This is a genomic window from Xanthomonas euvesicatoria (genome assembly GCF_013112235.1).
GTDB lineage: Bacteria > Pseudomonadota > Gammaproteobacteria > Xanthomonadales > Xanthomonadaceae > Xanthomonas > Xanthomonas euvesicatoria.
The window spans coordinates 2,500,487-2,523,179 of record NZ_JABFFS010000001.1 but is presented as its reverse complement, the minus strand read 5'-3'; the positions used below and the strand labels follow the sequence as shown (position 1 = coordinate 2,523,179).

Below are 22,693 nucleotides of genomic sequence, written 5' to 3'. Positions count from 1 at the left end.
TAACGGCCGGGCAACCCCGGTCCGACCGCTTTCCGACATCCGGGTTTCGAAGATGTCGGGCATTGACACAGGCCGCCATCTCGATGACAACGCTTCCCATCCGTGCGCCGACCGTGGCGCATACCGCCAGCGGCGTGGAGACGCACTTCTTCGTGCGCCATCTGTGGCTGCCCCTGGCCTGCGTCCTGTTGGCGAGCGCGCTGCTGATGGGCGCCGGTGGCGACCAATGGATCGCCGATGCGCTGTATCGGTTGGAAGGCGGGCACTGGCTACTCAAGGACCACTGGTTCACCAGCGGCGTGATCCACCGCGTGGGTAAATGGTTGAGCACGGCGGCCGGAGTCGGCGTGCTGGTGCTGGCCATCGTTGCGTGGTGCAGGCCGCGCCTGAAGGTGTTGCGCTGGCCGCTGACCTACCTGGCCGCCTCCGTCGCGCTGTCGACCTCGCTGGTGTCGCTACTCAAGTCGTGGACGGCGATGGATTGCCCATGGGATCTGAGCCGCTATGGCGGTACGCAAGCGATGATCGGGCTATTCGAATCGCGCCACGGCATCGCCGCGTCCGGGTGTTTTCCTGCCGGCCATGCCAGTGCCGGTTATGCGTGGGTGGCACTGTATTTTTGTGCGCTGGCGCTCCGTCCTGCATGGCGGTTTGCAGGTTTGTTCATAGGCTTGGCAGCAGGTCTCATTTTCGGTGTTGCGCAACAATTGCGTGGCGCGCATTTTCTCTCGCACGACCTGTGGTCGCTGGCGGTGTGCTGGGTGAGCGCACTGGCGCTGTACTGCGTGATGCTGCAACGGCCGCGTCGCGCGCTTGGATTGGTGTTGCTCTCGGGGGATGCAGCATGAGTACCTGGTTGCCGGAACCGCGCAGGCGTGGTGGCCTGCGCGCGCTGACGTGGAGTACGCGGCCGACGGTGTCGACCGAAGCGTTGGTGCTGCTGTCGAGCCTGTTTTTTGCGTTGGTGTGCAATCAGTTGTTCTGGCGCACGGCCATGGCCACGCATCCGGGCAGCATCGGGTTCGCGATCTCGTTGATGGCGCTGTTGGTGGCCGTGCATGCGCTGCTCCTGGGCATCCTGGTTTGGCGCTGGAATGCAAAGCCGCTGCTGACGCTCTTGCTGTTCACCACCGCGCTGGCCGCGCACTACATGGACAGCTACAACGTCTATCTGGATGCGGACATGCTGCGCAACGTGCTGCATACCGATCACAAGGAATCGCGCGAGTTGCTCACGCCGGGCCTGATCCTGCCGCTGGTGTGCTACTTCCTGATTCCGACCGCATTACTGTGGCGCACACGTTTGCGCGCACGCAGTGCGGGCAAGGCGGTGCTGGTGCGATCGGGCTTCCTGCTGGTGGTGGCGGTGGTGGGCGCTGCTGGCGCCATGCTCTCGTCGCAGGATATTTCCGCACTGATGCGCAATCACCGCGAAGTGCGTTATTTGGCCACGCCGATCAATTACATCGTGGCATTGCGGCAAAACCTCAAATCCGAATCGCAGATCAAGCGTGCTCCCAAACAGCCGATCGAACACGACGCCATGGCCACGCCGCGCGCGCCGGGCAGCCGCCCGCGCTTGTTGCTGGTGGTGCTGGGGGAAACCGCACGCGCGCAGAACTGGGGACTCAACGGCTATGCCAGACAGACCACGCCGGAGCTGGCACAGGCAGGGGTGATCAACTTCCCCGACATGCATTCGTGCGGGACCAGCACCGAGGTCTCGGTGCCCTGCATGTTCTCGCCCTACGGGCGTCGCGACTACAACGAAGACATGATTCGTGGCCATCAGTCGTTCCTGCATGTGCTGGAACATGCCGGCATTTCGACGCTGTGGCGCGACAATCAGTCCGGCTGCAAGGGCGTGTGCGACGGGTTGGAGATCCAGAAGCTGGACGATGCCACCACACCGGGCCTGTGCGCCGATGGCCGCTGCATGGACGAGATCCTGTTGAGCGACCTGGCTGCGCAGGTGCGCGCAAAGCCTGGCGACCGCGTGGTGGTGCTGCACCAACTGGGCAGCCATGGCCCGAGCTACTTCGAACGGTACCCGGCGCAGTTCGAACGCTTCAAGCCGGTGTGCAAGACCGCGGATCTGGGCAGCTGCGGCCGCCAGGACATCGTCAACGCCTACGATAATTCGATCCTGTACACCGACCATTTCCTCAATCAGGCCATCCACGCGCTGCGTGGCCTGCCGGACTACGACACGGCGATGATCTATCTCTCCGATCACGGCGAATCGCTTGGCGAAAAAGGCCTGTACCTGCATGGCGTTCCGTATGCCATCGCGCCCAAGGAGCAGACCCATGTGCCGATGGTGATGTGGTTCTCGCCGGAGTTCGCGCGCGATCGCGGCCTGGATGAAGCCTGCCTGCGCCACCGTGCAGGGCAATATACCGATCAGGATGCGTTGTTCCCGTCCGTGCTTGGGTTGATGCAGGTCAAGACCAGCGTCTATGCGCCCGAGCGCGACCTGTTCGCCAAGTGCACCGGCACCACGCTGCGCTGATCGCCAACGCCTGCATCTGCCCGCGCCGCACATCGCATGCGTGGCGTGCGTTGCCCCTTGCCCTGAACCCCGGCGCGCTCTAGCCTTCGCCGGACTTCACTGCAAGGACCACCCGTGAATCCTCGTTTGCTGTTGCTGGCGTTGGCTGTGGCTGCCGGCACCCTGAGCTTGTCGGCCTGCCGCCGGGATGCGGCACCACCGGACACACCTGTGGCGAGCAAGACCGCGCTGGCCGAAAGCGCCGACCAGTTCGTTGCGCGCATCAGCGCCGAATACAAGGCGGCCTATCCGGAAATCACTGCGGCGCAGTGGCTGTCGTCGACCTACATCAACGGCGATTCGCAGTTGCTGGCGGCCAAGGCCAACGAACGCTCGCTGGCGCAGCTGGACCGGTGGATCGAACAATCCAAGCAGTACGCCGGCACACCGATGTCGGCCGACAGTGCGCGTGCGCTGCAATTGCTGAAATTGATGAGTGCCCTGCCCGCACCGCGCGACCCGGCCAAGCTGGCCGAACTCACCCGCATCGCCGCCAAGATGGAAGGCGATTACGGCGCGGGCAGCTACTGCGTGGGCGAAGGCGAGCAGCGCCGCTGCCGCCAGCTCGGCGAGTTGGAGCAAGTGCTGGCCAGCAGCCGCGACTACAACGAACAACTCGACGCCTGGGAGGGCTGGCACAGCACTGCGCAGCCCATGCGCAAGGACTACCAACGCTTCGTCGAACTGGCCAACGAGGGCGCACGCGGGCTGGGTTTCGCCGACGTCGGGGTGCTATGGCGCAGCGGCTACGACATGCCGCCGGCGCAACTGGCCAGCGAAACCGACCGTCTGTGGGAACAGGTCAAACCGTTGTATGCGCAGCTGCAGTGCTATGCGCGCGGCAAACTCGATACGCAATACGGCAAGGACAAGGGCGAGGTCGCCGGCGGCCTGTTGCCGGCACACCTGATGGGCAATATGTGGCAGCAGGACTGGAGCAACCTGTGGGATCTGCTGCAGCCCTACCCTGGCGCCGGCGATCTGGACATCACCTCCGCGCTGGAAAAGCAGTACCAGGGCAACCTCAGCGCAGTGCTGGCGCGCAACACCGGCGGCGATGGTGGCGCGGCCGCACGCTTCAACGCCGAACGCGAGGCGCAGCTGCGTACCGCCAAGCAGATGACCGAACGCGCGCAGGATTTCTACACATCGCTGGGCATGCCCAAGCTGCCGGACACGTATTGGCAGCGCTCGCAGTTCATCAAGCCGCTGGACCGCGATGTGGTGTGCCACGCCAGCGCCTGGGACATGAACATGGGCGGCGAGCCGAACCAGAACATCGGCGCGGACGTGCGCACCAAGATGTGCATCAAGCCGACCGAAGAAGACTTCACCACCATCTACCACGAGCTGGGCCACATCTATTACGACCTGGCTTATAACCCGTTGCCGCCGCTGTTTCAGAACGGCGCCAACGATGGCTTCCACGAAGCGATCGGCGACACCATCGTGCTGGCGATGACGCCCAAGTATCTGCAGTCGATCGGCATGGTGGGCGAGCAACAGACCGGCCGCGAGTCGTTGATCAATTCGCAGATGCGCATGGCACTGAGCAAGGTGGCGTTCCTGCCGTTCGGTTTGATGATCGACCGCTGGCGCTGGGGCGTGTTCGACGGCTCCATCACGCCCGAGCATTACAACCAGGCCTGGTGGGAACTGAAAGCCAAGTACCAGGGCGTGGCGCCGGTCGGCACGCGCGGCGAAGAATTCTTCGACCCTGGCGCCAAGTACCACGTGCCGGGCAACACGCCGTACACGCGCTATTTCCTGGCGCATATCCTGCAATTCCAATTCTACAAAGGCCTGTGCCAGGCCGCCGGCCATCAGGGGCCGCTGTACGAATGCAGCTTCTACGGCAACAAGGACGCCGGGCAGAAGTTCTGGTCGATGCTGCAGCGTGGTTCCAGCCAACCCTGGCAGACCACACTCAAGGAACTCACCGGCAACGACAAACTCGATGCCGGCCCGATGCTGGAATACTTCGCGCCGATGAGCGAATGGCTCAAGCAGCAGAATCAAGGGCAGATGTGCGGGTGGCAGGCAACGGCCGCCGCTCCGGCAACCACGACGACTGCGCCTGCGACGGCGCGCTGATGACGCATGGCAAGGGAAAGCGTCGACCACCGGGCAACCGTCGCTTCGGCAGATTGCTCAGGCGCAGCGCTCTCTGACAGCGAGGTGTTGCGTCGATGATCGGTCAGCGTTGCACGCGGTGGTTGCTGGTCAGTATGACGGCAGGTGGGTGCATCGCAGCGTTGGCGGTGCTGTTGTCGCTGGCGTGGCACCTGACGATTGCTTATTGCTGGCAGTGGCCGGGATTGATCGGCTCGCAACACAGCGCGCAGCTGCCAGCGTTTCCCGCCTGCATGGCGCGGTGGCATCCTGCCACTGATCAAACCGTGATCGCGATGAGCATGCTCATCGCTTTGGCGACCTGCGGCAGGCTGCTGCACCATCTACGTCGGCATCGTCCACCCGCTGTTGCGCGTCCAGTGACACGCCCTGACTGACACCCAACGCTGTCGTGGACAGCAGACGTGTCAGGCAGTGCGTCTAGCAGCGCTTGTTCCAGCAGGCTCAGTTGAGCTTGGTGCCGCCCTGCAACCGTTCGCTCAACCTGGTCTTGAACTGCTCGAACTCCATGCCGTCGGCACGGGCTTCGGCGTGCGCGGCGTCCTTGAGGGCGTCCGAGTAGGTCAGCCGCACCGGGGTGCCCTGGCGTTCGTGCAACTCGGCCGCGCGCATGATCAGCGCCAGCACCTGGGCGGCGCTGGTGCTTTCGCCGGCGATGCGGCCATCCATGCCCAGCACCCATTCACCGTCGCGGCGGACGATGCCGGCCAACAGGGTGCGTTGCTGGTCGCGGAGTTCGGCATGCGGTTCGATCGGGGACACCGGCGCGGGATTGGCGGCGGCCTGGTTGCGCTGGCGCTCGGCGGCGCGCTTGCGGGCATCACGGCGCAACTTGGAATCGGTGGACATGCAGGCTCCTGTGAGGTCAGAGGTGGTCGGCCGGCTCCAGAGGCACTGCCTCGGTGGCCTGGCGGTGCCGTAGACGGCGGCCGCTGCGGCGCTCCCAGCGCCAGAATAGCCAGCCCAGCAAGAAAAAGCCGGTCATGCCGATCGCCAGATGCCGCGGATGCTCACTCAGCAGCGGCGACAGCACCCCGGCCACCACCGTATTGGTCATCAACTGCGTGAAGGCCTGCAGCGAAGAGGCCAGGCCGCGCTGCTGCGGGTACATGTCCAGCACCGCCAGCGCCAGGATCGGGAAGATCAGCGCCATGCCCACGCCGGCCAGGAAGATCGGCAGCACCGCCCACGGCAGCGCGATCTGCGCCACCGCAAAGGTGTAGGCCAGATTGGCCAGCGCCGCCGCCCCGCAGCAGATGAAGCCGATGCGGATCTGGCGCACCGGCTGCATGCGCCCGGCCATGCGCCCGGACAGGAACGAGCCCAGCGTCATGCCGCCGATGGTGGGAATGAACAGCCAGGCGAAATCGCCTTCGCCCAGCTTCAGGTGCTGCATGATCAACACCGGCGCCGACGCGATGTACAGGAAGATGCCGGCGAAGTTGAACGAACCGGCCGCGGCCAGGCGCTGGAAGCGCGGGTTGAAGCCGATGCGCACGTAATCCTGCAACAGGCGTTTGAACTGCAGCGGCGTGCGCGCCTCCACGGGGTGGGTCTCGGGAAGCCAGGTCAGGGTTGCGATGAGCAGCACCAGGCCGAACACCACCAGGAACCAGAAGATCAACGGCCAGCCGGCGCCACTGAGCAGGATCCAGCCGCCGATGATCGGCGCGATGGCCGGCGCAATCCCGAAGATCATCGACACCTGGCTCATCAGCCGTTGTGCGTCCGGGCCATGGAACAGGTCGCGGATCACCGCCCGCCCGACGATCATGCCCACGCCGGCCGACAGGCCCTGCAGCGCGCGGAATGCCAGCAGTGTGGGCAAGTCTTGCGACAGCGCACAGCCGATCGAGCCGGCGATAAACAAGGCCAGCCCGCCCAGGATCACCCGCTTGCGGCCCCAGGCATCGGACAACGGCCCGTGCGCGATGCTCATCAGGCCATACGCCAGCAGATAGACGCTGATGGTCTGCTGGATCGCCACCTGGTCCACCGCCAGGCTGCGGCCAAGCTGCGAGAACGCCGGGAAGATGGTGTCGATCGAAAACGGGCCGAACATCGCCAGCCCGGCCAGCAGCAGCGCCATGCGACGGGTGGAGGGAACAGCAGAAGTCATGCGCAACGGTACCCGGAGGACTCCCCACGCGCAGGCACCGGCAGCGGTGGTCAGGCCAACGAGCGCAGCGGCAGGCATGGGGCAAAGAAGCCGACACTTTACGCCAACTGCCACCGCATGCGGCCAGCGATGGAGCGCATGCGCGGCACGCAGGCACATAAATCGCAGCCGCGTCCGCTTCGTCCTAGCACGGCATCGTCATCCTGCCCAGCCGAGCGGCTGCGCACCCGGCAATGACGGCGCCGGCAGTGCTCGGCGCCAGCGGCCAACGGCAGCGATCAGTCGGCTGCGGCGGAGCGCTCCTGCAGCCGCTGCCAATCGGCGATCGGCTGATCGCTCACCACCCGGCCCTGCTCCAGGGTAATGACGCGCGCGGCCATGGCCACGGTTTCGCACCGATGCGCCACGATGATCCGGGTGACCTGCATTGCCTGGATGGCGCGATTGACGCGCTGCTCGTTCATGACGTCCAGATGGCTGGTCGCTTCGTCCAGCACCAGGATGCGTGGCGACCTGTACAGCGCGCGTGCCAGCAAGACGCGTTGCCGCTGCCCGCCCGACAACCCGGTACCCGCCTCGCTCAACAACGAGGCGTAGCCTAGCGGCATCTGCTCCACCTCCTGGTGCACGCCGGCGATGCGCGCGCAACGTTCGACCTGCGCCTGATCCGGCTCCGGGTCGAAGAAACTGATGTTTTCGCTGACCGATCCAGTGAACAGCAGATCGTCCTGCATCACCGTGCCGACGATGGCGCGATAGGGCGTCAGCGCCGTCTCGCTCAGCGGGCGCCCGCCGATCTTTACGTGTCCGGCGCTGGGTTTCAGCAGCCCGAGGATCACTTTGACCAAGGTGGTCTTGCCGCACCCTGACGCGCCGGTGATGGCCACGCATTCCCCGCTGGCGATGCGCACGCTGACGTCTTCGAGCACGGCCGGGGTATCGTCGGCATAGCGGAAGCCGATGCCGCACAGTTCGATGGTGGTGTCGTTCCAGGCAGGCGCATCGATGCGCTGATCGGCGGCCTCCTCGCGCGGCTGGTGGACGATGTCGGCCACCCGCTCCAGATGGACGCGCAACAGGCGGAACTCCACCAGCCGATCGATCAGCTCTGACAAGCGCATGGCGAACTGCTCGCGATAGGCCATGAATGCCAACAGCATGCCCAGCGAAAGCTCTGCGCGCAGGATCGCGAACGCGGCGAGCCAGATCACCAGCACCCGCTCGCATCCGAACAGCAGGCGCTTGAGTGACGACTGCCAGACCTCGCCCTGCGCCAGGCGCAGTTGTGCATTGGTCTGTTCGGCCAGCAGATGGGTCCAGTCCATGCGCCGCACCTGCTGGCGCCCGAACAGCCGCACGCCCTGGATGCCGCGCACGCTCTCCAGCAGGTGGGTGTGCTGGCGCGCGTCCCACAACAACTGCTCGGCGGCAGCTTCGCGCATCCTCCGCAGCCACAGCCAGCGTGTCGCCGCATACAGCGCTACCGCCAGCAGCGTGATCGCGCTGAGGCCGACGCTGTAGACCAGCATCAGGCCGAGGGTGCCGATCACCAGCACGCCATCGACCAGGGTCTGGGTGAATCCGGTCGTCAAGGTGCGTTGCACCTGCACGATCGAGGCGAATCGCGACTGGATTCCGCCGAGGTGACGCTTCTCGAAATACGCCAACGGGAGCGCGAGCAGGTGCGCAAACACCTGCCCCATCCATTGAAAACCCAGCTGTGCCGACACGCTGGCGATCAGCCATCCGCGCAGCAGGGCGATGCAGGATTGCAGGACCACCAGCAACAGGAACCCGGCGCCAAGGACATGGATCAACCCGATGTCGGCCGACGGCACCGCCTGATCGACGATCCACTGCAGTTGGAACGGCATTCCCAGGCTGAGTACCTCGAGCGCGAATGCCAACGCAAGCACCTGCCAGACCGCCCGTCCAAGCCCGTGGACACGACCGATCAACGAGGACAACGCCACTGCCGGCGCCGCAGCTTGCGGACGGAAGTCGGCGGCCGGGCTGAGTTCCAGCGCGATCCCGGAGAAATGCCGGGAGAATTCGCCCGGCGTCAGGCTCCGCGGCCCGCTGGCCGGATCGTGGATCTGCAGACGACGGGTGCCCACCCGCTTGAGCACGACGAAATGATTGAGATCCCAATGCACGACGCAGGGCAGCTGCAACTCCGGCAGCGCGTCCATTTCCAGCCGCAACGCGCGCGCCTGCAGACCGAGCACCTGCGCGATCGCGACCAGATTGGCCAGGTTGGTGCCCTGTCGCGATAGCAGGAAGCGGCGGCGCAGTTCGGCCAGGCCGATGTGGCAACCGTGATAGTGGGCGATCATGGCCATGGCCGCCAATCCGCATTCGCCGACTTGCCCCTGCAGGATCATCGGCAATCCACGCACGCCGGACGCTCGGCGCAACTGCGCCCACCAGCGGCTCATCGCAGCGTGCCGTGCAAACTGGACAGCGGCTCGAATGCCCACTGCGAGAAGCGCCGCCATTCCAATGCCAGCGTGCCCTGCACGCGCATACCCGGTCGCAGGACCGCCGTGCGTCCTGCACGCAGCGCGGCATCCCCGGCCAGGCGCACCCGCACGCGGTACAACGGCTCGCTTACCGAGACCGAGTCGACACGCGGCGGTTCGGGCGCGACGGCGATCTCGACCACCTGCCCGGCGAACTGACCGTAGTGCTGGTAGGGCAAGGCATCGAAGCGCAGTTGCACCGGCATGCCGGGGCCGATCAGCCCGGCGGCCCTGGAGGGCGCATACAACACGACCTCGGTCGCCATCGACGTCGGCAGCAGATCGGCCAGGCGTTGCCCCTGCGCGACCGCCTGCCCGCGCTGCAGCGGTCGCAGCGCTACACGCCCGGCACGCGGCGCGCGCACTTCCCAACGCGACGCGGCCGCCTGCTCGATCGCCGCACGCCGGTCCTCCTGCAGGCCGGCACCGGCCATCGCCAATTGTTGGCGCAAGTTCGACGGTAACTGCTGCACCTCGGCCTGGGCCTGCGCAAGCGCATCGGCCAAGGCCATGCGCTCGCGCTGCAGCTCCAGGGTATGCGCGCGTTGGTCGAGCACGTCGGCCTGTTTCTCATCGACGAATTGCTGGCTGACCAGGCCGCGCGTCAACGCGGTACGGTAACGTTGCTCGATCGATTGGGTCAGTTGCTGCCGATGGCGCAGCAAGTCCAGCTCGGCGTCGATCTGCTGCAAGCGGTCGCGCAGGCCGGCCAGCGCCCGCGCAGCCGCCTGCTGCTGCACGCGCCCCTGGGCACGCAACTGCGCCATCGCCTCGACGGCCAGGCGCTGCTGTTCGGCCAGCACCACAGCAGCGCGCTGGGTCGGCCGCCCGCGATCGTCGCGATGTTCGGCCGACAACACGAACAGCAGCTGGCCCGCAGCGACGCGCTGGCCCTGCACGGCGCCGACCTGCACCACCACGCCCGACTGCGGTGTGGTGACGGAGATCAGTCCGCCCGCCGGGACGACCGTGCCATACAAGGTCTCGCTGCGCGCGAAGCCCAGGCGGAAGAATCCGACCAGCAGCAGGATCACGGTCGTCATCAGCAGGCCGACGCACCAACGTAGCGCGCCATGCTGGCGCAGCACCACCGGCCCGAGCCGACTGCGCTGCCGGTAGTCCACCGCCTCGCGTCGAAACAGGGTCGTCATCCGCTGGCGGCCGCCGACGCCCGCCCGTGCTGCCTGCCTGCTCGGTGCTGCCGCGTCGCCGTGCGCTGCCACGCCACGCGCCTGCTCATACCAGCAGGGCTCCATGCGAGGGCCCGCGTTCCCAGAAGGCCAGCTCCTGCAACCGCCCGAACAGCGCCGGCGGCAACACGCTGCGCCGGGGCACATACTGCACCCCGCGACGGACGCGATGCAGGCCCGGCATCTGCAACGCGGCATCGAAGCGTTCGGCCTCGGCCTGGACACCGGCATAGTCGTGCGCGAACGCCGGCAGTTGCAGGAAGGCGTAGACCTGCTCCATCGCCTGCGCCGGCCGCTGCGCCAGCGTTTCGTAGCGCAACAGCAGCAGTCGATCGGCATGTTCGCCGTAGAACGCCTGGCGCAGCCCGTCCAGCGCATAGCCCACCACGCCGCGCGGTGCGGTCAGCAGGTCCGCGCGCATCGAGACCGAGTCTTCCGGGTCGTAGCCGAACAACGCCGACAAGCGCAGCGGCTGGGTCTGCGCCAGGCGCTCGAAGCTATCGACGACCCAGCCAACATCGCGAACGCAACAGATGACACGGCTGTGCGGGAACAGCGTCGCCAGCCCTGTCAGGCGGCTGCACCAGGCGCGATTGGTGTCGAACACCGTGCCCAGCCCCTGGCGATCCTGGTAATAGGCGTCGAAGACCGAACGCAGCAGCCGCACCCGCTGTGCGTCGTCGATCTGCACGTTGGAGGGATGTTCCTCGCTCATGCCCATCAGCATCGCCGCGTACAGTCGCGCCACCGGCGAGGTGACATCGGCGTGCACATGCGGGTTCTGTCGCAGCAACGCGGCCAGCAAGGACGAGCCCGCCCGCGGCAGCCCGGAAATGAAGTGGTAGTTCACCGCGCGCCTTCCCCTGTCCGATGCTGGTCGGCGGCGGCATGCCGGCGAGACGCATCGCCAGCCAAGCCTGCATCGCGTGCCACTGCACACGCGGACGCGCTGCGCAAAGGCGCTGCGCTTTGCGAATGCCAGCGATCCGGCCGAGCGGTCGGGAGCGCTTGCCGTGACCGGCATCACATCGGCACATGCCGGCACGGACCTGGCGGATGCGACGTTCGTTACCGCGCACACAGCGTCGTGCGCCGGCCCTGGGTCGCAACGGCACCCGCGCACGCTGGATCGCATGGTGCTGTCCCCGGCTCTGCGGTCCAGCGACCACTGTCGCCTCACCGGCCAACGGGCAGATGGCCGAGGCGGTCACGCAGTCGTCCCTTCGGGCGGCGTGACGCTGCGTACGAAGGGAAAACCCGTGAGGACGTCAACATGAATCTGTCGAAAAAATCGCCAACCAATGGTGCGCAAGCGCTGCAGCGGCCCGCCGGGGCCAAGGGCCAGCTGGAGCCCCTGGACCAGCGTCTGTGGAAGCATGTCGGCGGTGGGGACTATCCCCCGCCGGGCGCCAATACCAAGCACGATCCGCCGCCCAAGAACGGGCACCACTGATCCGCCTGCGCGGGCAGTCGCGAGCGGGCGCTGCCGTTGCCGGACCACCCGGTAGCGGAGAACAGCAGCCGCTCAAACCCCGGAGGCCGGACGAGGCGACTCGCCCGGCCTTTGGCATTTCATGGCGCCGAAAAGCGTTTCGCCAAGCGGCTGGGCGCTGGCTATACTAGCCAGGCAACACGGTGGGAGAAGCGGCACTGCCGCTGCCGAAGGCGCAACAGCCCGTAATCGCTCAGGCCCGATACCATCCGCAGTACAACTCTGGAGAGACCGGCCGATGCCGGCGCCGAAGGGGCACGAAACGCAGGCAGGCCGCGGGCCAGGCCGCGTTTTTAAACTCTCAGGCAAAAGGACAGAGGGGCGCGAGGAAGACTGCTGCTGCGGCAGGTCGTGGTGCGCGCATGCGCGTCATACCGGCCGTGATGCGGGTCGACCATTCGTCTGCCCCTACTCCGGATGCCCGCCATGTCCCAGACCCCGTCTTCCCTGCGCGACCTCGAACACCACAGCGCGTTCGTCGAGCGCCATATCGGCCCCAACGACGCGGAAATCGCCCAGATGCTGGACGTGGTCGGCCACGCCTGCCTGGATGCGCTGACCGATGCCATCGTGCCGGGCAACATCAAGTCGCCGGCGCCGCTGGCGCTGCCCGAGGCGATCACCGAAGAAGAAGCGCTGGCCAAGATCCGCGCCATCGCCGACAAGAACACCGTGTTCCGCAACTTCATCGGCCAGGGCTACTACGGCACCCACACGCCGAAGGTCATCCTGCGCAACATCCTGGAAAACCCGGCCTGGTACACCGCCTATACGCCGTACCAGGCGGAAATTTCGCAAGGCCGCATGGAAGCGCTGATCAACTTCCAGACCCTGTGCGCCGACCTCACCGGCATGCAGATCGCCAACGCCTCGCTGCTGGACGAAGCCACCGCCGCGGCCGAGGCAATGACGCTGGCCAAGCGTTCGGCCAAGTCCAGGTCCAACACGTTCTTCGTGCATGACGCAGTGCATCCGCAGACGCTGGAACTGCTGCGCACGCGCGCCGAGCCGCTGGACATCGTGCTGCGCGTCGGCACGCCGGAAGAAGCGCTGCAGGCCGAGTGCTTCGGCGTGCTGCTGCAGTACCCGGACAGCTTCGGTCATATCGGCGATCACGCTGCACTGGCAGACGCCGTGCACGCGCAAGGCGGCCTGGTCGCGGTGGCCACCGATCTGCTGGCGCTGACCTTGATCGCCGCCCCGGGCCAATGGGGTGCGGACATCGTGGTCGGCAACTCGCAGCGCTTCGGCGTGCCGTTCGGTTTCGGCGGCCCGCATGCCGCGTTCATGGCCTGCCGCGATGCCTACAAGCGCTCGATGCCGGGCCGTTTGATCGGCGTGTCGATCGATGCCGCCGGCAACCCGGCGTATCGCCTGACCTTGCAGACCCGCGAGCAACATATCCGCCGCGAAAAGGCCACGTCCAACATCTGCACCGCGCAGGTGCTGCTGGCGGTGATGGCGTCGATGTATGCGGTCTACCACGGCCCCGATGGCCTGACCCGCATTGCGCGCCGCACCCATCGCCTGGCGGCGATCCTGGCGGCGGCACTGCGCAGCGCCGGCATTACCGTCGGCGAGCGCTTCTTCGACACCCTGCACGTCAAGGCGATCGATGCCGATGCCATCCACGCCCGTGCGCGTGCGGCCGGCATCAACCTGCGCGCCATCGACAGCGAAGCGGTGGGCATCAGCCTGGACGAAACCACCACGCGCGCCGATGTGGTTGCGCTGGCGCAGCTGTTCGGTGCCACGGCCGATGTGGACGCGCTGGATGCCGCCACCGCCGATGCCCTGCCGCAAGGCCTGCTGCGCACCACTCCGTTCCTGACCCACCCGGTGTTCAATACCCACCACAGCGAGCACGAGCTGCTGCGCTACATGCGCTCGCTGGCCGACAAGGACCTGGCGATGGATCGCACCATGATCCCGCTGGGCAGCTGCACCATGAAGCTCAACGCCACCGCCGAGATGATCCCGGTGACCTGGACGGAGTTCGGTGCGATCCATCCGCTCGCTCCGGCAGAACAATCGGCCGGCTATGCGCAGCTGATCGACGAGCTGGAAGCGATGCTGGTCGAGTGCACCGGCTACGACGCGGTGAGCCTGCAACCCAACTCCGGCGCGCAGGGCGAATACGCCGGCCTGCTGGCGATCCGCGCCTATCACCGCTCCCGCGGCGAGGCCCACCGCGATATCTGCCTGATTCCCGAATCGGCGCACGGCACCAACCCGGCCTCGGCGCAGATGTGCGGCATGACCGTGGTGGTGACCAAGTGCGATGCCAACGGCAACGTGGACGTGGATGACATCCGCGCCAAGGCGGAAAAATATTCCGACCGCCTGGCGGCGCTGATGATCACCTACCCGTCCACCCACGGCGTGTTCGAAGAAGACGTGGTGGCGATCTGCGAAGCGGTGCATGCGCATGGCGGTCAGGTCTACACCGACGGGGCCAACATGAACGCGCTGGTCGGCGTGGCCAAGCCCGGTAAATGGGGCTCGGACGTCTCGCACCTCAACCTGCATAAAACCTTCTGCATTCCGCACGGCGGCGGCGGCCCGGGCGTGGGCCCGTGTGCGGTGAAGTCCCACCTGGCCCCGTATTTGCCGAAGACGCTGGGCGGCGAAGGCGATGTCGGCATGGTGAGCGCTGCAAGTTACGGCTCGGCCTCGATCCTGCCGATCAGCTGGATGTACGTGACCATGATGGGCAGCGCCGGTCTGCGCAAGGCCACGCAAGTGGCATTGCTCAACGCCAACTACATCGCCAAGCGCCTGGCGCCGCACTACAAGACGCTGTATACCGGCCGCAACGGGCTGGTGGCGCACGAGTGCATCCTCGACGTGCGCCCGCTGGAGAAGACCAGCGGCATCGGCGCCGAGGACATCGCCAAGCGGCTGATCGACTTCGGCTTCCATGCGCCGACCTTGAGCTTCCCGGTCGCCGGCACGCTGATGGTGGAACCGACCGAAAGCGAATCGCAGCATGAACTGGACCGCTTCATCGACGCGATGATCCAGATCCGCGAAGAGATCCGCGCCATCGAAGACGGCCGCCTGGACCGCGAGGACAACCCGCTCAAGCACGCGCCACATACCGCAACGCAGGTGTCGGCCAGCGAGTGGACGCATGCCTACCCGCGCGAACTGGCCGCCTTCCCGCTGCCCAGCCTCAAGCAGCAGAAGTACTGGCCGCCGGTGGCGCGCGTGGACAACGTCTACGGCGACAAGAACGTGATGTGCGCCTGCATCCCGGTGGATGCATACAAGGAAGACGCCGAGGCCTGATCGCCGTACCCGCGATGGCCGACAAAACCCAGCCGGTGACACGGCTGGGTTTTTTATTGGGCTGCGTGTGAATGCCCGGATGCCATACACGCCCCAGCGCGCTGCCAGCCGTTTTCCTGGCCTACACGTGCCACCAGGATGATGACGGACGCTTTCATCCCACAGCAGACCCTGGCGCATGCGTGAACTGAACTTTCTTGGTGCCGTTCTGGTGGCAGCCTGCCTGCTGATTGGCTGCGCACCGCGCCGTCCCGGCGAGGTGCCGGCGCTGGTGCACGCGCCCGATGCGCGTGCCGAAGTGGTGCAGACAACGGCCGGCCCGGTGCGCGGTGTGGCCAGTGCACAGGGTCGGGCATTCCTGGGGGTGCCGTTCGCAGCGCCGCCGGTGGGTGCACTGCGCTTTCGCGCACCGCAACCGCCAGCCGCATGGACGCAGGTCCGCGATGCCACCCAGGCCGGCCCGGCCTGCCTGCCGCGCTATCGCTTCGGGCAGAAGCATGTGTCCGAAGATTGCCTCACGCTCAATGTCTACGCACCGCCCGGCCCGGCAGCAGCGCATCCACGCGCGGTGATGGTGTGGATCTATGGCGGTGCGCTGGAATTGGGCAGCAATGTCGACTACGACCTGAGCGCGTTGGCTGCGCGCCAGGATGTCATTGTGGTGGCACCCAACTATCGCCTGGGCGTGTTCGGTTTCTTCGCGCATCCAGGCCTGCGTGGCGAAGGCGAAGGCGCCTATGCATTGCTCGACCAGCAAGCGGCCTTGCGCTGGGTGCAACGCAATATCGCCGCGTTCGGCGGCGATGCGCACAACGTCACCGTGTTCGGCGAATCGGCCGGTGCGTGGAGCATCTGTTATCAGCTCGCCTCGCCCGGCGCGGCGGGGTTGTTTCAACGCGCCATCCTGCAAAGCGGCAGTTGCCTGGCGAGCGATTCCAGCGTGCCACAGCGCGAAGCAGAAAGTGGCGGCGTCCGCATGGCGCAACGCCTGGGTTGCGCACGCACGCACGATGTTGCCGCATGCCTGCGCGCACTGCCGGCCGAAACGCTGGCCGATGCAGTACCACAACGGCGCGGCCTGACCGGCAGCGATGCGTGGGCGCCGATGTCCGGCGGCCAGGCGTTGCCGCTGCCGCCGGCCGCCGCAATCGCCAGCGGTCGGCATGCGCAGGTGCCGGTACTGATGGGCACCAATCGCGATGAAGGGCGTTTGTTTGCGCAATTGCTGTCCTACATCGGCAAGCTCAACCTGCGCGGCGGATATGAAGCGCGCGTGCAACGCATGCATGCCTCTCCAGCCCCGGTGCTGACGCAATACGCAGCCGTTGCCGCGCAATCGCGCTGGGAGGCGTTCGCCGACATCGTGACCGATGGAGGCTTCGCCTGTCCCACACGCCGGCTGGGGCGAGCATTGCGCACGCATGCGCCGGTGTACGCCTACGAGTTCGACGACCCGCACGCGCCGTACGGTCTGTTACGCCTGCCGTTTTCGCCTGCATTGGGCGCGTTCCACGCCTCTGAACTGGTGTATCTGTTTCAGCGCCCGTGGGTACTCAGTGGCCGGGCGCAGTTCAGTCCGGCGCAGCAGGCGTTTGCCAATACGGTGCAGGATTATTGGGGTGCGTTCGCGCGCACCGGCGATCCCAACGGTGGCGGGCGGCCGCGGTGGCCGCTGTTTGATGGCGACACGCCACTGACGCTGTCGCCGCACAGGATCGGCGCAACGCCCGACTTCGTGCAGCGTCATCGTTGTGCGTTCTGGGATGCGCGTGCAGACACTGCGACAACATCGGTGCAGCCATCGTCGCCGTGACAGGGCGATCGGTGTGATGCGACCGCCACCCTCATTCCAACGCGACAGGAACCCATCATGTCCGAATCGTCTTCCCCTTCCTGCGCACAGGTGCGCCTGCGCAACGGGCGTCGCGTGCCCGCGTTAGGCCTGGGCTCCTGGAACCTGGGCCAGGGCCGGCATGCGCCCGAGCAGGAAATCCAGGCGCTGCAACTCGGTCAGCAATTGGGCATGCAGTTGATCGACACCGCCGAGATGTACGGCAATGGCCGCTCTGAGCAACTGATCAGCCAGGCCATCGGCCGTGCGCAGCCGCCCTACGTGGTGTCCAAGGTGTTGCCCGGCAATTCCAGCGCCCGCGGAATCGCACGCGCCTGCGAAGCCAGCCTGCAACGGCTGGGGGTGCGCACCTTGGATCTGTATTTGCTGCACTGGCGTGGCGGCAGCGATCTGGCCGAAGTGGTGGATGCATTCGAAGCACTACGCGATGCCGGCAAGATCCGCGATTGGGGCGTGTCCAACTTCGATGTCGATGACATGGAGGAGCTCTGGGCAATCGATGGCGGCTCGCGTTGCCTGGTCAACCAGGTGCTGTACCACGCTGGCAGCCGCGGTATCGAATTCGACCTGTTGCCGTGGTGCGCCGCGCACGAGGTGGCCGTGATGGCCTATTCGCCGCTTGGCAGCCGCGCGTTGCTGGATCATCCGGTCTTGCACGCCATTGGCGAGCGTCGTGGCGTTGCAGCCACCGCGGTGGCGCTTGCGTGGGCGATCCGCAGCGGCAATGTCATCGCCATTCCCGAATCCGGAACGCCGGCGCATGTGCGTGCCAATGCCGCGGCCTGCACGCTGCAATTGCACGCAGACGATCTTGCCGAGATCGATCGCGCCTTCGCGCCGCCTACCCGCAAACAGCCGCTGGATCTGCTGTAAAACACCGATAGTCGCGCCCGCTTGTCTGCGCATCTGCACGGCTGCGCGTGTGCGTGCTCGTGATCGCTGCAACATGCAACTGCGACGTCGCGCAATGTTTGCTGCACATGTGAGTTTTCGTTCGCAAGCAGACACATGCAATTAACAGCGCCACTCCCAGGCTTTATTGCTCAGCCCGCATCCCAAGCCCGCCAGAGTGGAGTTCCTATGGCCAAGTCCCCCAGCAAATCCGCGCAGGTCCCTGCCCTCGCACCTGCCAACACCACCGTCGATGGGTCGCGCGGTACTGGCGATGAATTGCACCAGAAGGCAGGCGGCACGCACCCGCAGCTGACCACCAACCAGGGCATTCCGGTAGGTGACAACCAGAATTCGCTCCGCGCCACCCCGCGCGGCCCGACGTTGCTGGAAGATTTCATCCTGCGCGAAAAGATCACCCACTTCGATCACGAACGCATTCCCGAGCGCATCGTGCATGCGCGCGGCAGTGCCGCCCACGGCTATTTCGAGCTCACCAAGTCGTTGAGCCAGTACACCACCGCCAAGATCTTTACCGAGGTGGGCGAAAAGACCCCGTTATTCACCCGTTTTTCCACTGTCGCAGGCGGCGCCGGCTCGGTGGATACGCCGCGCGATGTGCGCGGGTTTGCGGTGAAGTTCTACACCAAGGAAGGCAACTGGGATCTGGTCGGCAACAACATCCCGGTGTTCTTTATCCAGGATGCGATGAAGTTCCCGGACCTGATTCATGCGGTGAAGATGGAGCCGGACCGGGGCTTCCCGCAGGCTGCCAGCGCGCATGACACGTTCTGGGATTTCATTTCGCTGACACCCGAATCGATGCACATGGTGATGTGGGCGATGAGCGACCGCACCATTCCGCGCTCGCTCCGCATGATCGAGGGTTTCGGCATCCACAGTTTCCGATTCCTCAATGACAAGGGCGAAAGCACCTTCGTCAAGTTCCATTGGCGGCCCAAGCTGGGCCTGCAATCGACGATCTGGGACGAGGCGGTCAAGATCGCCGGCGCCGATCAGGATTTCCACCGCCGCGACCTGTTCGAAGCAATCCAGAACGGCGATTTCCCCGAGTGGGAACTCGGCGTGCAGTTGTTCACCGAAGCCCAGGCAGCAACGTTCCCGTTCGATCATCTGGATTCGACCAAGGTCATTCCCGAAGAGCTTGTGCCGTTGCAAATCGTCGGCCGCATGGTGCTCGACCGCTGGCCGGACAACTTCTTTGCCGAAACGGAGCAGGTTGCCTACTGCCCGGCCAACATCGTGCCCGGCATCGACTTCAGCAACGACCCGCTGCTGCAAGGCCGCCTGTTCTCGTATCTGGATACGCAGCTGAGCCGCCTGGGCGGGCCGAACTTCCATCAGATTCCGATCAACGCACCCAAGTGCCCGTTCGCCAACAACCAGCGCGACGGTCACATGCAGATGAACGTACCCAAGGGCCGCGTCGCCTATGAGCCCAGTTCGCTGCAGGCCGATGCGCCGCGTGAAGCGCTGCGTGGCTTCCCCAGCCATGCAACTGCGGCCGAAGAAGGCACCAAGGGCCGAGTGCGTGCAGAAAGCTTTGCCGATCATTACAGCCAGGCGCGGCTGTTCTTCCGCAGCCAGACCGCACCGGAACAGGCGCATATCGCCTCGGCATTGGTGTTCGAACTGTCGAAGGTGGAAACCGCCCACGTACGCGAGGCCATCGTGGGTCATCTGCGCCACATCGACCAGGAGCTGGCGCAACGTGTGGCCGATGGCATGGGCATGACCGCCCTGCCGCCAGCACCGCCGGCTGCAGTGGCGCCGATCGACATGCCGCTCTCGCCTGCCTTGCAGGTCATCGGCAAGATGAAGGACACCCTGAAAGGGCGCACGGTGGGCATCCTGATTCACGACGGCTCCGATGCCGCGGCGATCAAGGCCGTACGCAAGGCGGCCGAAGCTGCGGGTGCGACGGTCAAGATCGTTGCGCCCAAGCTCGGCGGCGCCAAGCTTAGCGACGGCAAGCAGTTGGCCGCCGATGGGCAGCTGGCTGGGACGCCTTCGGTGGTGTTCGACGCGGTGGCGGTATTGCTGTCCTCGGAAGCGGCCAAGCTGCTGACACGCGAATCGGCGGCGCTGGATTTTGTGAGCTTTGCCTGGGCGCATCTGAAGGCCATCGCATTCGACGAAGGCGCGCAGGTGTTGTTGAAGGCCGGCAACGTCGGCAAGGATGCGGGCGTCGTTCCGGCCGCCGATACCAAGGCATTCATTACCGCAGCAAAAACCCGCCAGTGGGCACGCGAGCCGAAGGTGCGCATGCTGGCGTAACCGCGGGAAGACCCGGTACCCGGGCTTGAAACCGAGGCACGCCACGTCCGCGCGCTGGCGGCCCCAAACCCCTCGGCTTTTGCCGCTGCCGCGCGTTTGCGCGGTAGCGGCAGGTTACTGCGCATTTCCACGGCAAGCGCTAGCTGTTTCGCGTTGGCCAAAGCTTCGATCGCGCAACCAGCATGCGCACTGCGCGATGTCCGTTACCAGGCCGCGATGGAGCACCCTGACGCGAGCGAGGTTTACCTGTCGCTCGCGCCCAGGTCATGTAGGTCGGGTCGATGACGACGCTCGGTCGCTATTCGCTTCCCGGATGACGATTACGCCAACTGGCGTTGCTTGGGATTGGCCGCATTGCAGAATGTGCCGCTAGTCACTGGAGCACGGTATGGAATCTCGGATCACCCCGACCTCTGGCGCAGCAAACTTGCCGCTTCCTGCAGCCGATGACGCGGCGTTACCACGCAGCCCGGCGACCGACGACGATCGGCACCACCGCACTGATGCCCGATTGGCTGGACTAACGCCCCGCCGCAGCGCGGCGCGGACCAGCGCAGCCACCGCGCTCGATTGCGTAATGCCAGACGCCGCGGGCAGCAGGAGCATCGGTGCGCCTGCCTCGGCTCACGTCGTAAACCGCCTGGATAGACCTCTATTCTCGATCATTCGGCCTATCGCGTTTCTAGCCACCAGGGCCGACATCGGCGGCCATCGCCACCCGATGAGCCTGTCCGAAAGCGCTGTTGTCTTCTCGCGCTCCAAGGCGACATTGGGAGGCAGCGATGTGGGCATGGTCGGGATGCTCGATGGCCAGGAGCATCTTGTCAAAACCGGAATTTCGCGCAGCCTGCTGGGTCAGGCAGTGAAATGTTGCGCGAAGGGGCAAGGCGCGGAGGCCAACAAACGCTTGGGCTACATCGTCGGCTCGGCAGCCAGGCTGCTTGAGGGCAGCATGGACAAGCAGGCCACGCAGCAATGGCTGACACTGGCCTTCCATGCCTTTCTCGATACCGAAAAAGGTAAGAGATTGACGGAAAAAGCGAAGACGGATGCGTTGGACATCGACGATGTCTGCGAGATTCACGAAAGCCTGGTTGCTGCAGATCCTCGTCTACGCAATCCGCTTGGCATCCCGGCCTTGTTTGACATCATCAACGTCGCTGCCGCACAGGATTTGGTCAACGCGCTACAGGCACGCCATCTTCCGCGGCAACACATTCCGGACTCATCGCTGCTGACACTGCCCGACAACGCCTTCATCGCCTCGCGACTGATTCATGATGCAGAGCCGCTGGATACATTCCTGACCAAGGCGTTCTTGCCGCCTGACGTTTCGCTTGCGCAGGCCAAGCAAGCCGCTGCCCGTGTGAAAAGCGCAGCCGGCAGCGGTGCGCAGGCCGATGAACTCGCCGCAGACCACGCGCTGCTTGCGCGGATCAACGATCCGGTCAATCTTCGTTCGGGCAAACAGGCGTTGATCGATACCTTGCGCCACAGCGGTCTGGACGGGCTGTTCGCCTCGTTGCTGGCCAGGCTGACCCTGGGCGAAGCGTCTGATCTGGGCCCTGACAATATGCTGGTCATTCCCGGAGAAGATGCACGCCACAAGGTCGTCAGCATTGACGTAACCGGCTTTCGCTACGACCGGGAGAAAGATACCCCGGCAAATCCACGAGAACCGCTTCGGTATGGTTGGGGAGACGTCGTCCAGAACCCGGCACGGGCGCTGCAAGTGCTGCTTGATGCCAGCGTGATGAGCAGCCGTTATGCGAAAGGCCTGGATGGCGTACATGCCACGGTGATTGAGGCGATACGCGAGGCGCTTGCCTGGCAAGCCACGCCTGAAGTGGAAATGGTCAAGCAGTGGTACGCCGCGCTCGATGTGGACTCCGCCACGTCCTCCTTGCGCTCGTTGGGCGCTCAGCTGAAAGACATGTCTGGCGCGGGTTGGATGCCGGATGCCGCGCTGGTGAATCAGGTGTTGGCACGCAATTCCTCCTTCCTCAGCAATGTGATTCAAAAATCCCGGACATGACGACTGCGACCAGTACGTGCCACGGTCTGCACGGGCGCGATACCAGTACCGCCCAAGGCGACGGTCAGGCGAACCACGCCTGGCCGCGCGCCAGCGCCTGTGCGTGCACTGGCTCGGGCGTTCGACACCGGCTTTCTTTCAGCACGGCGTTGGCGGGCACAAAGACCGAGCTCCCTGCCCGCCGAATTGCCTCGATCAGATGCTCACCGTTTTCAGGTTCCTGCCTGGCCCGCTGCAACTGGCCACTCACGTTGAGCGATCCGTGGAGCTTTGAGCCGTGTGTTCGAGGATCTCTTCCTTGGTGAGGACAGGCGACGCG

General features: G+C 65.5%; 15 protein-coding genes and 1 riboswitch. Of the genes, 9 read left to right on the top strand and 6 right to left on the bottom strand.

Going from position 1 to position 22,693, the window contains the following annotated elements; all coding sequences use genetic code 11:
• The first annotated feature begins 83 nt into the window (after positions 1-83).
• From HLH45_RS10880 to HLH45_RS10870, 3 genes are all read left to right on the top strand, one after another.
• The gene (locus HLH45_RS10880; RefSeq protein ID WP_014089620.1) at positions 84-848 is read left to right on the top strand and encodes a phosphatase PAP2 family protein; all 765 of its coding nucleotides are present in this window, start codon (positions 84-86) and stop codon (positions 846-848) included.
• Entirely contained in the window at positions 845-2,512 is a 1,668-nt protein-coding gene (locus HLH45_RS10875; RefSeq protein ID WP_008577029.1) for a phosphoethanolamine transferase, read from the top strand. The genes HLH45_RS10880 and HLH45_RS10875 overlap by 4 nt, the downstream gene beginning before the upstream one ends.
• Positions 2,513-2,626: 114 nt before the next feature.
• Positions 2,627-4,645: a M2 family metallopeptidase gene (locus tag HLH45_RS10870; protein WP_081397835.1), complete on the top strand. Its 2,019-nt coding sequence runs from the start codon at positions 2,627-2,629 to the stop codon at positions 4,643-4,645.
• 483 nt (positions 4,646-5,128) lie between these two features.
• On the opposite strand, the gene HLH45_RS10865 is transcribed toward HLH45_RS10870, so the two are convergent.
• The 5 genes from HLH45_RS10865 to raxST form a co-directional block, all read right to left on the bottom strand.
• Complete coding sequence (locus HLH45_RS10865; protein WP_003484384.1) at positions 5,129-5,533, bottom strand: hypothetical protein; 405 nt, start codon at positions 5,531-5,533, stop codon at positions 5,129-5,131.
• A 16-nt stretch (positions 5,534-5,549) separates the two neighbouring features.
• The gene (locus HLH45_RS10860) at positions 5,550-6,803 is read right to left on the bottom strand and encodes a multidrug effflux MFS transporter (RefSeq protein ID WP_031421558.1); all 1,254 of its coding nucleotides are present in this window, start codon (positions 6,801-6,803) and stop codon (positions 5,550-5,552) included.
• 278 nt (positions 6,804-7,081) lie between these two features.
• Positions 7,082-9,241 carry a peptidase domain-containing ABC transporter RaxB gene (gene raxB / locus HLH45_RS10855; protein ID WP_008577034.1) on the bottom strand — a complete coding sequence of 720 codons (2,160 nt, stop codon included), beginning with the start codon at positions 9,239-9,241 and terminating at the stop codon, positions 7,082-7,084.
• A complete protein-coding gene (locus HLH45_RS10850) occupies positions 9,238-10,581 on the bottom strand; it encodes an HlyD family secretion protein (protein WP_008577036.1) in 1,344 nt (447 codons plus the stop codon). Before HLH45_RS10850 ends, raxB begins: the two co-directional genes overlap by 4 nt.
• The gene (raxST, locus tag HLH45_RS10845; RefSeq protein WP_033479228.1) at positions 10,562-11,365 is read right to left on the bottom strand and encodes a RiPP modification sulfotransferase RaxST; all 804 of its coding nucleotides are present in this window, start codon (positions 11,363-11,365) and stop codon (positions 10,562-10,564) included. The genes HLH45_RS10850 and raxST overlap by 20 nt, the downstream gene beginning before the upstream one ends.
• 423 nt (positions 11,366-11,788) lie before the next feature.
• On the opposite strand from raxST, the gene raxX reads away from it, so the two are divergent.
• From raxX to HLH45_RS10815, 6 genes are all read left to right on the top strand, one after another.
• Positions 11,789-11,968: a RaxX family RiPP gene (gene raxX / locus HLH45_RS10840; RefSeq protein WP_014089614.1), complete on the top strand. Its 180-nt coding sequence runs from the start codon at positions 11,789-11,791 to the stop codon at positions 11,966-11,968.
• 251 nt (positions 11,969-12,219) lie between these two features.
• Positions 12,220-12,334: riboswitch (glycine riboswitch) on the top strand.
• Positions 12,335-12,424: 90 nt separating this feature from the next.
• Positions 12,425-15,298 (top strand): aminomethyl-transferring glycine dehydrogenase, encoded by a 2,874-nt coding sequence (gcvP, locus tag HLH45_RS10835; protein ID WP_171309837.1) that lies wholly within the window; start codon positions 12,425-12,427, stop codon positions 15,296-15,298.
• Between the two features lie 178 nt (positions 15,299-15,476).
• A complete protein-coding gene (locus HLH45_RS10830) occupies positions 15,477-17,111 on the top strand; it encodes a carboxylesterase/lipase family protein (RefSeq protein WP_008576585.1) in 1,635 nt (544 codons plus the stop codon).
• Positions 17,112-17,168: 57 nt separating this feature from the next.
• Entirely contained in the window at positions 17,169-18,023 is an 855-nt protein-coding gene (locus tag HLH45_RS10825; protein WP_033479137.1) for an aldo/keto reductase, read from the top strand.
• A 207-nt stretch (positions 18,024-18,230) separates the two neighbouring features.
• On the top strand, positions 18,231-20,339 hold the full coding sequence (locus HLH45_RS10820) for a catalase (RefSeq protein WP_008576589.1): 2,109 nt from the start codon (positions 18,231-18,233) through the stop codon (positions 20,337-20,339).
• Between the two features lie 799 nt (positions 20,340-21,138).
• Positions 21,139-22,374 carry a hypothetical protein gene (locus tag HLH45_RS10815; RefSeq protein WP_033479138.1) on the top strand — a complete coding sequence of 412 codons (1,236 nt, stop codon included), beginning with the start codon at positions 21,139-21,141 and terminating at the stop codon, positions 22,372-22,374.
• A 64-nt stretch (positions 22,375-22,438) separates the two neighbouring features.
• Here HLH45_RS10815 and HLH45_RS10810 read toward each other — a convergent pair whose 3' ends face one another.
• Positions 22,439-22,624, bottom strand: coding sequence for a hypothetical protein (locus tag HLH45_RS10810; protein WP_126952700.1), 186 nt, complete (start codon positions 22,622-22,624; stop codon positions 22,439-22,441).
• Positions 22,625-22,693 lie beyond the last annotated feature (69 nt).

Excerpts from the sequence above, each read along its gene's own strand:
- HLH45_RS10880 (WP_014089620.1), top strand. The coding sequence starts at position 84 with ATGACAACGCTTCCCATCCGTGCGCCGACCGTGGCGCATACCGCCAGC.
- HLH45_RS10875 (WP_008577029.1), top strand. The coding sequence starts at position 845 with ATGAGTACCTGGTTGCCGGAACCGCGCAGGCGTGGTGGCCTGCGCGCG.
- HLH45_RS10865 (WP_003484384.1), bottom strand. The coding sequence starts at position 5,533 with ATGTCCACCGATTCCAAGTTGCGCCGTGATGCCCGCAAGCGCGCCGCC.
- HLH45_RS10860 (WP_031421558.1), bottom strand. The coding sequence starts at position 6,803 with ATGACTTCTGCTGTTCCCTCCACCCGTCGCATGGCGCTGCTGCTGGCC.
- raxB (WP_008577034.1), bottom strand. The coding sequence starts at position 9,241 with ATGAGCCGCTGGTGGGCGCAGTTGCGCCGAGCGTCCGGCGTGCGTGGA.
- HLH45_RS10850 (WP_008577036.1), bottom strand. The coding sequence starts at position 10,581 with ATGGAGCCCTGCTGGTATGAGCAGGCGCGTGGCGTGGCAGCGCACGGC.
- raxX (WP_014089614.1), top strand. The coding sequence starts at position 11,789 with ATGAATCTGTCGAAAAAATCGCCAACCAATGGTGCGCAAGCGCTGCAG.
- gcvP (WP_171309837.1), top strand. The coding sequence starts at position 12,425 with ATGCCCGCCATGTCCCAGACCCCGTCTTCCCTGCGCGACCTCGAACAC.
- HLH45_RS10830 (WP_008576585.1), top strand. The coding sequence starts at position 15,477 with ATGCGTGAACTGAACTTTCTTGGTGCCGTTCTGGTGGCAGCCTGCCTG.
- HLH45_RS10825 (WP_033479137.1), top strand. The coding sequence starts at position 17,169 with ATGTCCGAATCGTCTTCCCCTTCCTGCGCACAGGTGCGCCTGCGCAAC.
- HLH45_RS10820 (WP_008576589.1), top strand. The coding sequence starts at position 18,231 with ATGGCCAAGTCCCCCAGCAAATCCGCGCAGGTCCCTGCCCTCGCACCT.
- HLH45_RS10815 (WP_033479138.1), top strand. The coding sequence starts at position 21,139 with ATGCTCGATGGCCAGGAGCATCTTGTCAAAACCGGAATTTCGCGCAGC.